The 12,837-nt window shown below is 59.0% G+C and carries 16 protein-coding genes; 8 read left to right on the plus strand and 8 right to left on the minus strand.

Going from position 1 to position 12,837, the window contains the following annotated elements; genetic code table 11:
- Positions 1–78 precede the first annotated feature (78 nt).
- From V6766_RS11410 to V6766_RS11420, 3 genes are read left to right on the plus strand one after another with little or no spacing between them, the layout of a single operon-like run.
- Positions 79–717 carry a LysE family translocator gene (locus tag V6766_RS11410; RefSeq protein ID WP_234187005.1) on the plus strand — a complete coding sequence of 213 codons (639 nt, stop codon included), beginning with the start codon at positions 79–81 and terminating at the stop codon, positions 715–717.
- Positions 714–1,106 carry a nuclear transport factor 2 family protein gene (locus V6766_RS11415; protein ID WP_448466502.1) on the plus strand — a complete coding sequence of 131 codons (393 nt, stop codon included), beginning with the start codon at positions 714–716 and terminating at the stop codon, positions 1,104–1,106. Before V6766_RS11410 ends, V6766_RS11415 begins: the two co-directional genes overlap by 4 nt.
- Complete coding sequence (locus V6766_RS11420; RefSeq protein ID WP_084466028.1) at positions 1,103–1,465, plus strand: cupin domain-containing protein; 363 nt, start codon at positions 1,103–1,105, stop codon at positions 1,463–1,465. The genes V6766_RS11415 and V6766_RS11420 overlap by 4 nt, the downstream gene beginning before the upstream one ends.
- A gap of 56 nt (positions 1,466–1,521) precedes the next feature.
- Here V6766_RS11420 and V6766_RS11425 read toward each other — a convergent pair whose 3' ends face one another.
- The 3 genes from V6766_RS11425 to V6766_RS11435 are packed head-to-tail and all read right to left on the minus strand — an operon-like array spanning position 1,522 to position 4,200.
- Complete coding sequence (locus tag V6766_RS11425; protein ID WP_448466504.1) at positions 1,522–2,730, minus strand: tetratricopeptide repeat protein; 1,209 nt, start codon at positions 2,728–2,730, stop codon at positions 1,522–1,524.
- A gap of 25 nt (positions 2,731–2,755) precedes the next feature.
- Positions 2,756–3,208, minus strand: coding sequence for a GNAT family N-acetyltransferase (locus tag V6766_RS11430; protein WP_448466506.1), 453 nt, complete (start codon positions 3,206–3,208; stop codon positions 2,756–2,758).
- Entirely contained in the window at positions 3,205–4,200 is a 996-nt protein-coding gene (locus V6766_RS11435) for an alpha/beta hydrolase family protein (RefSeq protein WP_448466508.1), read from the minus strand. Before V6766_RS11435 ends, V6766_RS11430 begins: the two co-directional genes overlap by 4 nt.
- A gap of 65 nt (positions 4,201–4,265) precedes the next feature.
- Between V6766_RS11435 and V6766_RS11440 the strand changes: the two genes are divergently transcribed.
- The 3 genes from V6766_RS11440 to V6766_RS11450 are packed head-to-tail and all read left to right on the plus strand — an operon-like array spanning position 4,266 to position 5,953.
- Positions 4,266–4,859 carry a cupin domain-containing protein gene (locus V6766_RS11440; RefSeq protein WP_448466510.1) on the plus strand — a complete coding sequence of 198 codons (594 nt, stop codon included), beginning with the start codon at positions 4,266–4,268 and terminating at the stop codon, positions 4,857–4,859.
- On the plus strand, positions 4,856–5,425 hold the full coding sequence (locus V6766_RS11445) for a YbhB/YbcL family Raf kinase inhibitor-like protein (protein ID WP_448466512.1): 570 nt from the start codon (positions 4,856–4,858) through the stop codon (positions 5,423–5,425). Before V6766_RS11440 ends, V6766_RS11445 begins: the two co-directional genes overlap by 4 nt.
- A gap of 39 nt (positions 5,426–5,464) precedes the next feature.
- On the plus strand, positions 5,465–5,953 hold the full coding sequence (locus tag V6766_RS11450; RefSeq protein WP_448466514.1) for a GNAT family N-acetyltransferase: 489 nt from the start codon (positions 5,465–5,467) through the stop codon (positions 5,951–5,953).
- A gap of 84 nt (positions 5,954–6,037) precedes the next feature.
- Here V6766_RS11450 and V6766_RS11455 read toward each other — a convergent pair whose 3' ends face one another.
- From V6766_RS11455 to V6766_RS11465, 3 genes are read right to left on the minus strand one after another with little or no spacing between them, the layout of a single operon-like run.
- The gene (locus V6766_RS11455) at positions 6,038–7,207 is read right to left on the minus strand and encodes an MFS transporter (protein WP_448466516.1); all 1,170 of its coding nucleotides are present in this window, start codon (positions 7,205–7,207) and stop codon (positions 6,038–6,040) included.
- Positions 7,194–7,754: a hypothetical protein gene (locus V6766_RS11460; RefSeq protein WP_448466518.1), complete on the minus strand. Its 561-nt coding sequence runs from the start codon at positions 7,752–7,754 to the stop codon at positions 7,194–7,196. Before V6766_RS11460 ends, V6766_RS11455 begins: the two co-directional genes overlap by 14 nt.
- Entirely contained in the window at positions 7,754–8,668 is a 915-nt protein-coding gene (locus tag V6766_RS11465) for a LysR substrate-binding domain-containing protein (RefSeq protein WP_448466739.1), read from the minus strand. The genes V6766_RS11460 and V6766_RS11465 overlap by 1 nt, the downstream gene beginning before the upstream one ends.
- Positions 8,669–8,841: 173 nt before the next feature.
- Between V6766_RS11465 and V6766_RS11470 the strand changes: the two genes are divergently transcribed.
- Both V6766_RS11470 and V6766_RS11475 read left to right on the plus strand, forming a co-directional pair.
- A complete protein-coding gene (locus V6766_RS11470; protein WP_448466520.1) occupies positions 8,842–9,741 on the plus strand; it encodes a branched-chain amino acid transaminase in 900 nt (299 codons plus the stop codon).
- A gap of 192 nt (positions 9,742–9,933) precedes the next feature.
- Positions 9,934–11,286: an aminotransferase-like domain-containing protein gene (locus V6766_RS11475; protein ID WP_448466741.1), complete on the plus strand. Its 1,353-nt coding sequence runs from the start codon at positions 9,934–9,936 to the stop codon at positions 11,284–11,286.
- Here V6766_RS11475 and V6766_RS11480 read toward each other — a convergent pair.
- Both V6766_RS11480 and V6766_RS11485 read right to left on the minus strand, forming a co-directional pair.
- Complete coding sequence (locus V6766_RS11480; protein WP_345900610.1) at positions 11,225–12,091, minus strand: DMT family transporter; 867 nt, start codon at positions 12,089–12,091, stop codon at positions 11,225–11,227. The genes V6766_RS11475 and V6766_RS11480 overlap by 62 nt on opposite strands.
- Position 12,092: 1 nt before the next feature.
- Positions 12,093–12,836, minus strand: coding sequence for a sulfite exporter TauE/SafE family protein (locus V6766_RS11485; RefSeq protein ID WP_448466523.1), 744 nt, complete (start codon positions 12,834–12,836; stop codon positions 12,093–12,095).
- Position 12,837 lies beyond the last annotated feature (1 nt).

Raw genomic sequence — 12,837 nt, forward strand, 5'->3', positions numbered from 1 at the left:
CGGCAAGCGAGAGAGAAAGGCTCATCTTTGCATGATGAATTCTCAGCAGCGTCTCTCTCCATTCAATGACAGGTATGTATGGCCATTTTTCAGTATCGAGATGGCCTGCAAACGGATCTCTGGATGGAAACCGCAACACTTACCGGCCTTGCACTTTATGCTTTCGTGATGACGATCACGCCGGGGCCGAACAACCTCATGCTCACCACATCAGGCCTTGTCTTTGGCATGGCACGAACATGGCCACATATTCTCGGAATTCCTTTTGGTGTTGCCGTTCAATTGATGTCGGTCGGAGCTGGCCTTGGGGCTGTCTTTGCACTTGAGCCCCGTATCCAGATTTTTTTGAAAATTATTGGCACGGCTTACCTGCTCTGGCTTGCTTACAAACTCTGGCGTGCCGCCGAGATGCCCGATGCCTCTTTGGCAAAGCCGGTTTCTTTTTTCCAGGCTGCCGCATTCCAGTTCGTAAACCCCAAGGCCTGGCTGATTGCGGTAACCGTCATCGCGGCCTTTATTTCTCCAGATAACGGCTATCTGATCCAGCTTGTCTTTGCCTCAGCGATTTTCACCGTTGTCGGCATTCCATGCTTGGCAGTGTGGGCGGCCTTCGGGGCTGGACTGCGACAAGTGCTTCACGATCCATCGAAACTTCTTCTCATAAATCGCAGCATGTCCGCGCTCGCGGCACTGACAGCAGGATTGTTTTGGCTATGAATTTTCTTTCACGCAAAGATCTCGAAAATCATACAACTACATGGATCGAAGCATGGAACCGCCACGACGTCGATGCGGTGATCACGCCATTTTCCAAGTCGGTTGTATTCGTTAGCCCGAGGGCGGCAATCGTGACCGGAGACGCAACGGTGCGAGGCCGAGATGCGCTTTATGACTACTGGACGAAAGCCCTCGCCGCCGTTCCCGACCTGGAATTTAGACTTGAATCCATCACCTGTGACGAGAACGCGCAAACCGTTCTGGTCCACTACGTGTCGCATGCCGGTGGAAAGACTCTTCGAGCATGCGAACTCATGCGGTTCGAGAATGGACTGCAAGTTTATGGCGAGGCGTTTTATGGCGCGGATGTTTCGGAGCCGTCGCAATGAGACCCGTCGAACCTTCAAGCGAGAATTTCTATCGTTGGGGAAACGGCTGTTCGGGCTGGCGCCTGCTCGACCTCGAGCACCTTCAGGTGAGGCAGGAAACAATGCCGCCGGCGACGGCTGAAGAGCCCCATGTACATCGTGAGGCGCATCAATTCTTTTATGTGCTGGATGGGCAAATGACGATCCTCACCCCCATCGGCGTCACTCTCATTAGTCCGGGCCAAGGAATGCATATACCGGCCGGGCAACCGCACTGGGTCAGAAACGACGACGTTTCCGATCTTATATTCCTGCTCTCATCCAGCCCAAGTACATCCGGTGACCGCTACCCCGCCGACCCAACGAATTGGGGGGCTTGAGCTTGGATCGACGGCTATCGTCACGCAAAATTGCCTCTGGTGATCAGGTTGTGCGATCAGCGACACTGTAAAACGGTCAGCAGCCCCATTTCGATATGCCCTTCGCTGAATTCGTGCACAACCTCGCCTTGTTCAAGAAGCTTGAAGCCTGAGCGCTCGGCTATCGCCTCAATATAGGCGGAGCCGTGGGAAAAACAGCCCGCCTTGGCGAGTTCCGGGTTGATGCAGGGACCAAAGCCAAGACGGTCTCCTTTGTCATTTGGATAGACTGTGAAGGCAAACAGGCCTCCGGGATCCAGGATATTGGCGACGCTCGGGAGGATTGTGGCTAGGTCTCCGAAATGGATCAGGACGGCCGCAGCCGCGACCGCATCGAACCGAAGCGCGGTGGCAGAGAGAAACGACGCCAGATCGTCGCGGACAAGTGTGTCGTAAAGCGATTTTTGTCTTGCGACTGACAGCATCGCCTCGGACAGATCAATGCCCGCCAGATGCGCGGCCCGATCTCGCAGCAGGCCACCGACCAGTCCGGTTCCGCATCCTATGTCGAGAATCCGGTTGCCGTGTCGGGGCAACAGCCGGGCGAGCGCGTCGCCGACATGGCGATGCGCCAGATAGCCCTCCGCCCGATCCCAGTCGCGCGCCCTGGATGAATAGAGTTGGTCGAGCTGCGCCGCGGGAGCACTAAAGGGGACCGGCCCCCTGTTCATTTGCGCCAGACGCATCCGGGCGCCATCGACATCACCCGGATTTTCGCCCAGATATCTCTCCAGATGGGCGGTGGCCTCTTCATGATCGCCGGCATCGACCAGCAGATCCCCGAGCAGGAAGCGGGCGCCGGCATGGCCGGGCGCGTGTGACAGGCACCGGCGCAAGGGTTCGATTGCCGAGCCTCTGTTGCCCGTATCGGTCAATGCGACAGCCAGGTTGTAGAGAGCGTTCGGATAAGTCGGGCGGCAGGCGACGGCGTTCTCGAACGCGGCGATCGCTTCCGGCAATCTGCCGTGCTTCCGCAGCGCAATGCCGAGATTGTTCCGGGCCGTTGCGTCGTCGGGTTGAAATTTGGTCACGGCTGTCAGCGTTTCGATTGCTGCCGCAAGCCTACCTTGCGCCATTTCGATCAGGCCGAGAAGGTGCATCGCGTCGACTGGCGGCGGGTCTTGCGCACAGATAGTGCGGCAGATGCTTTCGGCCTCGCCGAGGCGACCGGCACCATACGCCTCCAGCGCAAGGCTCAGATCAAAGATGGCGGTGGCATGGGTCATGGGTGGTTCTCGCCATTGGCAACCCTCAGTCAGCCATCTCGATCTGGTAAGTCGCCATCGGCCTCAGCGTCGCCACGCGGTCATACAAGTGCCGGGCGGCCGCGTTGTCCTCGGCCGTTTCCCAGTAGAGACGCCGCCAGCCCTCCTGCCTGCCCAGAACCTCCAGATGTTCGATGAGCTTCGTTGCAATGCCCCGGCCCCTGTGCAGGGGAGAAACCCAAAGGTCTTCGAGATAACAGACGAGGCGTAGCGAGAATGTGTGGGGATGGAGAATTGTGTGCGCCAACCCGACCGGTTCCCCGGCCCGAAACGCGAGCCAGGCATTCATCGGTGAGGAGGGATCGAGAACGCGCTGCCACAGCCCGGCGATGACCGCCTCGTCCATGTCCGCGGCGCCGAAATGCGCGCAGTTTTCTGCCCAGAGTTTTTCCCAGTCGCTTCTGTCTTCGTGGCTTGCGGCCTTGATCGTTATCGTCATGTCGTTGTCTCAGGAATTGCTTCATCGAGCAGCCGGCCGGGCGCGTCGGCCGGGATCTCGCCCGCGCGCAGCCAGTCAAGCGCGAGCGGCCACAGACTGTCCCTGAACCGGTCATGGAAGAAGGCGAAATGTCCGATGGAGGATACGTCAATGTCGGCCGGGGCAATGCGCCAATGATGCCGGTGGCTGGACGTGAAATAGGCGAGCAGCCGGTCGAGGGCTGCCGGGGTGCCGTGCGGATCGTCTTCAAGGCCAATCGCGAGTATAGGCGCCGTCACCCTGGCGAAGCGTCTTTGCAGGATTACAGATTCCCGCTCCCCACCAATGAAAAGATCCTGCCGCACGGTATACTCGAACCGGGCCTTCATCCGGCTCCAGTCCCGGACCACGCCGGCGGGCGTGTCCTCCATCCAGCCAAGCCGTTTGGCCGGAAAAAAGCCGAATATCCTTGTCAGAAACGGCATGACGATGTGCCACTTGATATACATGCGCCGGCGTTCGGCCTCGCTGTAATCCCGCCAATAGGCGAATTGGGATCCGACGGTAAGAATGCGTCCTATCCGCCGGTTCGAGGGCGCAAGCCCGATGGCAAAGCCGCCGATCGAATGGCCGACGACATGGATTTCCCGCCCCGGAAAAGTGCGTTCAGCGTATGCGAGCGCTGCCTCCAGATCGTGCGCGCCCCAATCCACCCAGTCGGCACGGAATCCGCGCAGGGATTTCGGTCGGGATTCGCCGATCCCCCGGTAATCGAAGGTGAGCACATCGAATCCGTTGAGAAACAGGTAGTCGGCGAAGCGCGAGTAGTAGCGGCACTTTACAGACGTCGCGGCGCTGATGATCACGATCGGCCACGCGGCCGAAACACCGCTGTGTCGCCATAGAAACCCGCCGAGAAGCCGGCCATCGTCCGTTTCCAAGCGCAGAGGCAAGGCCTGGCCTGCCACCTCCCGGACGCTGGCGATGTCTTTCTCGTGTCCGGGGTTGATCACGCTCGCGCCCCTCGATTGTTGCTTTCAGATATCCGTTTTTGCTTCGCCAGAATGGAGATTGTCGAATGAGCATCCCTCCATATGGCGTGAGAAGCACTCATTTGTTTTCATCTTCGATTGCAGGTTCTTTTGCTGAAAAGCTTGAAATCAGCCAAGGAAAGTCGATGCATCCAATCGTTCACCTTCGAGAACTACCGCTTCAGACACAATCGCATGGTGGAGCTTATGAAGCGCGCACGGCTGCCGTCGCAGCGCCGTCTGGCGCGAAGCGGCTTGGCGCTCGCTACGTTGAAATACCCCCGGGCAAGAAGGCTTGGCCCTTTCATTGCCACCATGCAAATGACGAGCTCTTTGTCATTCTGGCGGGGGCCGGTGTGCTGCGATATGGCGAGGAAGAACATCGGGTGAGCGCTGGTGATGTCGTCGTTTGCCCCGCCGGCGGCGTTGAAACAGCGCATCAATTGCGGGCAGGAGGCTCCGAACCGCTTTGCTATCTGGCGATCAGCACCATGAATGAGCCCGACGTCCTGGAATATCCCGATAGCGGCAAAGTGGCGGTTTTTGCTGGCTCCGCCCCGGGTGGGGAGAAAGACGCCCGACGCCTGGAACTGACCGTGAGGAAAAAAGCCGCGATCGGCTATTGGGAGGGGGAAGAATGAAGCTGCGACGAAATAAGGGACATGCGCTTGCCGCCAACCCTGCCTGTCTGGCGCTGGCGCTTCTCGCCTTCGCTGCCCTGCTGCCCACATCAGCGCTTGCGATGGAGCTGACCAGTCCATCCTTCGATGACGGCGGCAGGATTCCTGACCGCCATGCGTTGCGCGGTCTCGGATGTCTTGGCCAGAATGTCTCGCCTGCCCTTCATTGGAAAGACGCTCCAGAGGCGACGAAGAGCTTTGCCGTGACCATGTTCGATCCCGATGCGCCAACCGGGAGCGGCTGGTGGCACTGGGTGCTGGTCAATATTCCCGCCGATGCGACCGGTCTGGCCGAAGGCGCACGGCCGGGAAAGGCAATCGCCACGCGGACTGATTTTGGCATGGCCGGTTACGGCGGCCCCTGTCCGCCGGTCGGCGCTGAACCGCATCGCTACGTCATCACCGTCTATGCGCTCGATGTCGACAGCCTGCCGCTGGACAACTTATCTTCAGGCGCGATGGCAGGCTTCATGATCAATAGCCACTTGCTCGCCAAAACAAGCATCACTGGATATTTTGGACGATAAGCCCAAAGCGCGGTCGAGAAAAAGATCCCAGGTGGAAAAATGTCGGGCTCACAAGATGGTACAGCGAGAAGCCCGTTAATACGCCGTCTCTCCAGCAAGGACGCTGCCCACCTCGCGCCGCTCCTTAACGCTTATCGCGCAGAAATGTACCCCGCCTCACAGACAGAGAACCTCCGTCAGGAAGCTGCCACCGCCTTGCTGTCGAGCCAGACGGCCGAGGTGATAGGCGGTTTTCTGGACGGCAAACTGTCGGCATTCGCCGTTTTCTTCGATCTACCGGAAGCAATTTCAAACGGACGCGCCGGACAGCTCGACGACCTCTATGTGGCTGCTGGCGCTCGCGGCCAACGTCTGGCCCAGCGATTGGTAGAGGCGATCGCAGCGATCGGCAGAGCGCGCGGCTGGGTTCATCTGAGATGGCTTGTGCCAGAGGACAATGAAGCTGCACTTCGGACCTATGAGCGCTTTGCCAAAGCAGCATCCTGGAAAAGCTACGTGTTGTGGTTGGGCGATAGCGCCCCTTGGTGAGGGAGAATATCTTCAGTCTTTTATTCAGAAGGTTTGCGGGCATCTATCTCATCGGAGCTCTTCCCTTTCGCCCTTGCTGAAAGGTCATGATCTTCGCGACAAATAGAACGCCATGGCGGCCGAAGTTGCGCCGAAGACGCATGTGCCGGTCCAACCCCACGCCGCATAGGCAACGCCTCCAACGCCGGCACCGACCGCCCCCCCAGCGAGCATGGTCGCCATGAACACGGTGTTAAGCCGGCTGCGGGCGGTCAGATCGAGTGCATAGACACGCGTCTGGTTCGCAACCTGCGAGGACTGTACGGCACGGTCCATAACTAGGATACCGAATACCAAACTGATGAGAGAACCTTGCCAAAGCCCGAAGACGAAGAAGGCGAGCGTCACGAGGCCAGCGCCGACTGTCACGACGACGGCGGGTCCGCGTCGATCCGCAAAACCCCCGGCAATTGGCGCGGCAAGCGCCCCGCAAACTCCGACAAGCGTCAGAAGGCCAACCGCCGTTCCTCCAAGCTGATAAGGTGGTTCGGATAGCAACAGCGCGAGATTCGACCAGAAGCCAATAAAGGCTGCGAAAATCAGGAATTGCACTGCGACTGCTTCCCGGAGAACACCATGCGTTCGCAGAAGCGTCCATAAGGAACCAAGCAGCCGCAGATAGCTCAAGTCAGTTGTTGGCGGCACACGAGGCAGCCAGAGCGCAAGCGCCACACCAATTACCGTCATCATTGCTGCCGAGAACCAGAACACGAAGGGCCAGCCCCAAAGGTCCGAGATTGTGCCGCTGACCGTGCGGGCAAGCAGGATGCCGATCAATATGCCGCCCGTCACTTTGCCAAGAATGCGTCCACGCTCGGAAGGTGGGGCAAGATGCACGGCGAGTGGAACGATTTGCTGCGTGACGGTGGTAAATAAGCCGACAGCGAGACTGGCGACCGCCAGCCACACAAAACTCGGAGACAAGGCCGCACCAATCAACGCGATCACCAACGCAACGAAAGTACGGAGAATGAGAGATTTGCGCTCCAGCCGGTCTCCGAGTGGGGCGAGAAGCAACACGCCGAAGGCATTACCTGCCTGGGTGAGAACCGGCACGATGGCAGCAGTCCCCGCGGCCAGCCCAAAATCTGCCGTCAGATGACCGAGGAATGCCTGATTATAGTAACTGTTGGCGACGGTCGCACCCGCACTGACCGCGAGAAGGCGAACCAGTGCAGCGGACAAATGTTCAGATAGGGAGCTATTCGGTTTCATAGCAGCCGCTGGCCCGGATGTACTCGATCAGGGTGCGTTCCAGATTTCTGCCCCCAAGTGTAGCAATGTTCGGCATGACAATACGCCGGGTGGTTTTATGTCTGTCTTTACAGAAGGAAGTGATTGGCTGGCGGATTGGATCAGACCGGAACTCAGCCTTTCGATAGTCCACATTGACGAGGAGAGGTCCTGACCACAGCAGCGTTGGTGTTGAAATATCGACGTCTTTCCAGGGTATTGGCTTGCCGCCAAAATACCGCCCGACGATGAGGCCGTTGGCCTTGAAAACATACATCGGGCCACGGCTCCGGCGGTAGCTGAACACCCCAAGCAGGAGCACCAGCGTCACTGTTATAAAAAAAGCTCCGGGGATGGCCGCCGTTGCAAACTCTGAAAGTGACTTGGCTTTGAAAGAGGCGATGGACATGCTGATCGCACCAAGCAGAAACGGTAGCGTGAAGAAAAGAAGCAGTGCCGCCCGCCAATAGGACAAGTAGATCGGAAAATCAGGAAGATGCGTGGCGTTGGCGCGTTCCTCCGGTGCCATTATCGTTTCTCTCGCTCCGCTGGTCGGCATGTCTTTGCGGCCTCTGCCAGCATCCAGGTCCTGACATTCCTGATGCGGCGGTCGCGCTCAAGGGCCGGCGGATAGCAGAGGTAATAGCCTGCGTTTGCCGGCACTTGGTGCGGCATGATCGGGCCGAGCCGTTCGGCGGCTATGTCGCATGCGGCAATTTCGATGCCCGCAAAGGTAATTCCTGCGCCGTCGATCGCGGCCTTGAGGCCAAGGCCCGAAGAGTCGACGATTGTGACTGCCGCAGGGCGGGTCGGACCGCCCGGGAGCGTTTCGTTCCAACGCTGGAAGTCCTCGCGCCGATGCTGGGACAGAAACAGGTTGGTTTGCGAGATGGCTTGGCGAATATCGATTTCGTCATTCGTTTGCCAGTCATCCGGACGGCCAAGCAACGCCACATTTTCGTCGAACAGGCGCTCGGAGAGAACACCAGCCCATTGCCCAGAACCATGGCGCACAGCAGCATCTGCAACGCCGGCGCCAAGATCGACGGCGGTTTGGGTCGTCGAGATCAAAAGTTCGAAGCCGGACCGCGCAAATGGATAAGACGCCATCCTTGGCGACAGCCAATGAACCGCAAATGTCGGCAGCATGGACAGGCGCAAGGGACCAAGCTTCCGTTCCTGTTTCACTGTCGCGACGGCCTGGATGATCCGCGTGAAGCCGATGGTGAGATCCGGAGACAGTTGCCGTCCGGTCTCCGTCAGTTCCAGGCGCGGCCCCACGCGGCGCATCAGTTCCACCCCGAGCAGATCCTCGAGGATCCTGAGTTGATGACTGACGGCGGAGGGCGTCACGCCGATTTCCTCGGCCGCATCCTTGATCGACATGTGGCGTGCGGCGGCCTCGAAAGCGCGCAGGGCATTCAGCGGCACGGACAATCGCATCGTTTCGGTCATGGCGCGCTCGCTCTCGTATTTTCCGTCCTCGCCGGATGCCGCCGTTCTCCTCCTGCACTTGGCATCGAACAACGAAATCTCAGCTTTCTCTGAGGATTGCTCACTCGCCAGGCACGGATGTTGGGTGACAATGGGGTGTCTTTCAAAGGGGCCAAATTGCTATGAGTAACGTGCTTGCTTTCGATGATCGCGATGGCCTGATCTGGCTCAATGGAGCACTCGTTCCCTGGAACGAAGCCCGGCTCCATGTCATGACCCATTCGCTGCATGCCGGCGGGGCCGTGTTCGAAGGAATTCGGGCCTATGACGGAGGTATATTCCTGTCCAACGCGCATTTCTCCCGCTTCCAGCGTTCTGCCGAGATCGTCGGGTACACGCTTCCCTATTCCAGCCTTGAGCTCGTCAAAGCATGTGAAGCCGTTCTCTGGGCGAACGAATTGAAGGATGCCTATATCCGTCCCATTGCCTGGCGCGGCAGCGAGAGTGTGACGGTGGCCGCCCGCAACGCCACTATCCACGTTGCGATTACCGCCTGGGATTGGCCGACGCCGGCCGCCGAGGGAAGGAGCACGACGGGTATTCGCCTCCAGCTCTCCTCCTGGAGGCGTCCGCGTGCCGATACGGCGCCGACGGCCTCCAAGTGCTCCGGCCTCTATATGATCGGCACACTCGCGCGGCATGCCGCAAATGATGAGGGTTTCGACGATGCCCTGCTGCTCGACGTCGACGGAAATGTTGCCGAAACGACCGCGACGAACATCATACTGGTCGAGGGTCGCAAGCTCGTGTCCCCGGTAGCAGACTGTTTTCTCGACAGCATCACCAAACGCCATGTCTTCGCTCTCGCGCAGAAGGCTGGCCTGGAACTCGAGGAGCGAAAAGTCTCGCTGGAGGAGTTGTGCGCGGCAGATGAAGTCTTCGTTGTCGGCACTTCGATCGAGATCCAGCCCGTCGTCGAACTCAAGGGGCCAGCGATTGGAGCCCAATGGAGCGTTGGCCCTCTTACCCAAAGCCTCATCGACAACTTTCAGAACTCGGTTCGCCAACAATGTCCCGCATAGGCGGACACCCTTGCCAAAAGGGCCGGGTTTCGATGCGTTCTCCATGTCGTTCTTCTCGGAGCAAAAGATTTTTCGTGATAGCCAATAGTATTTGATGTTACACTTCTCGTAAAATGTAAAAGCGTAACATGACACTATCGGGCTACTCACATGCGTCTACAATCACCCTGGCAACCTCGCCTTACTGGTGACATGGACTCTCCATGCGATCGGCTCGTCGCCGCCGTGTCGGAGGACATCGCAGCCGGGCGATTGGAGGTTGGAGACAGGCTTCCGGCCCACCGCGATCTTGCCTGGCGTCTCGGCATCGGCCTTGGCACGGTGACGAAGGCCTACGGAATCCTGGAGCGGCGCGGCCTGCTGCGCTCGGTCAAGGGACGGGGCACGTTCGTGGCCGTTACCGAAGCCCGCAGAGGCGACGTCATCGATCTTTCGCGCAACGCGCCGCCCGCCGTCATCAGCGAGAGGCTTCTGTCCCGATCTCTCAACGCGATCGCCAGGCGTATCGACGCGGATGTTTTCAATACCTATCCGCCCGTAACCGGGCATCAGAGGTTCCGCCAAGAAATGGCGCGCTGGTTTCGCCGTCTCGGTCTGGACGCCGACCCTGCCTGCCTGCTTCTGACCAATGGTGCGCAGCACGCGCTGTCCGTCAGCCTCTCCACGCTCTGTGGTCCCGGCGGTACGCTCTATGTGGAGGATCAGACCTATCCCGGTGTGATCAACGTTGCGCGCCATCTTGGCGTCAAGCTCACTTCAATTGCTATGGATGACGAAGGCATGCTGCCGGATCAGCTTGAACGGGAACTCGCGACAAGTCGCGGCAGCAACGCGGCAGTCTATCTCACGCCGACGATGCAGAACCCGACCACGGGTTCGATGAGCAAAGCGAGAAGGGCCACGATCGCGCAAATCTGCCGCAAGTCAGGCATAATCGTGATCGAGGACGACGTTTATGCCCTCGCGCCCGACCCGGACTATCCGCCGATCGCGAGCCTTGCGCCTGAGCATGTCTTTTATATCAACAGCCTTTCGAAGACCCTCAACCCGGCTTTGCGGATCGGCGGTCTCGTGGTTCCGCGAGTGTGGCTGGAACGCGCGGAAACTGCGATGCATGCCAGCGGGCTGATGGTCAGCCCGCTGAGTTGCTCGGTCATGGAACAATGGCTTCTCGATGGAACGGCCGATGCCATCAGCACGGCTATACAGGAAGAGGCCATTCGCCGCCGTGCGATGGCAACGGGCTTGTTGGGGCAAGCTGTACGCCAACCTATCCATGTCGGTTATCATCTGTGGGTTCCGCTAGGCCATTCCCATGCCGGGGCACTCGAGACTGCGGCGAAGGCCTTGGGCATTCTGGTTACGCCGCCGTCTTCAACCTCCGCAAACGGCATTAGCTCCGGAATCCGTCTTTGTATCGGTGCGCCATCCTCTGAAGATCTTGAGCAGGCGCTTCCCGCGATCAGGCGCATAGTCGATCGCTTCAGGATCGAGACCGGCGCAGGGACGGCCAGAAATACCAGACCACTGCTGCCACTACGATAAGACCACCTGCGATCGCCGATTTCCCCGGATCTTCGGCGAAGGCCAACCAAACCCAAAGCGGACCGAGAACCACATCCAGAAGTGCGATCAAAGCCGACTCCGACGAAGCGACATGGCGTCCACCTGCAAGAAATAACAGGAATGCGAGCGCGGTCGTGAGAAAGGCCAGCATGAATATCAATCCGAGCGCACCGCCCCCCGGAAGCTGGCCGGATGAGAATGGGAATGCCGCGATCGCACACAACGCTGCCCCCGCAGCATTCACGTGAATGAGATTCAGGGCTCGATTACGGCGTGTGACGATGAGAAGCGCGCCAAAGCTCAGCGTCATTGCGAAGGCCAGCAAGTTACCCTTGATATCGCTCGCCGCCAGTGCAGTGCCTGCAACGAACACGATCCCGATCATAGATACCGTGCTCGCCATCAACAGGCGTCGCGAGGCCGCTTCCCGACCGACCGCGAAGGCCAATGCGGCTGTCACGAAGGGAAGTGTCGCGTAGATGATCAAAACGTTTGCGACCGTCGTCATCGTGAGTGCGGCGACATAGCAGAACATTGCGGTGGCGGAGAAGCAGGCGGCCAGGCAGAAGCGCCAGTCGAAACGCACCGCTTCCGCCGGCCTTGCGATGGCGATGGCAACAAGGCAAAGGCAGGCGAAGAGAGAACGCCACAGGATCAGATCCCAAAGCCCAAGATCAATTGCGCGTACGAACAGGCCAGCAAGGCTCCAGAGCACGGTTCCTGCGCCAACCAGTATCAGACCGTAGACGCGCCGCTCCCCACTCTGTTCCTCTGACCGCCGCATATCAAAAATAGAACCAGGTCAGGCCAAACCCGACGGCAATGACGATGCCGCGCAGGATGGTCGGATTGATCCAGCGAGCGAAGCGCGCACCGAGATAGCCGCCCGCAATAGCGCCTACCAGAACCGCGAATGCGGGCCCCCAGGCTATGATCCCTGTGGCAATGAAAACTGTGACCGCGAGACTCGAGACGATTGTTGCCAGTGCATTTTTTACCGCGTTGGCCTCGTTCACGTCGCTAAGCCCGATCAACGTCAGAACAGCCATGAGCAGGATACCGAGGCCCGCACCGAAATATCCGCCATAGATTGCGACGAGCAGATCTGTCGCAAAGATGACTGGCCTCGGCAGCATTCCGGGGCGGTCCCTTCTTATCCAGGAGCGTAGCCTGGGACCGAGTGCGAACAGGATCGTCGCGACGAGCAAAAGCCATGGTATAAGCTGGCGGAATATTGCATTCCCAGTGATCGAAAGAAGTACCGCGCCGATAAGGGAACCGAGAACGAAAGCAGGCGCACTGGACTTCAATCGTCCGGCATTCCGGCGCAATTCCTCCCGATAACCGAACAGGCTGGTCGCATGTCCAGGCCAGATCGAAATCGCACTTGTGGCATTGGCGACAACCGGAGGAACGCCAGCCGCAAGGAGCGCCGGGAAAGTAAAGAAAGTGCCGCCCCCGGCGACTGCATTGCAGGTTCCGCCAACAAGACCGGCGGCGACCAAAAGGGCCGTGGTATTTATATCCATA

Source organism: Martelella sp. AMO21009, assembly GCF_053484295.1.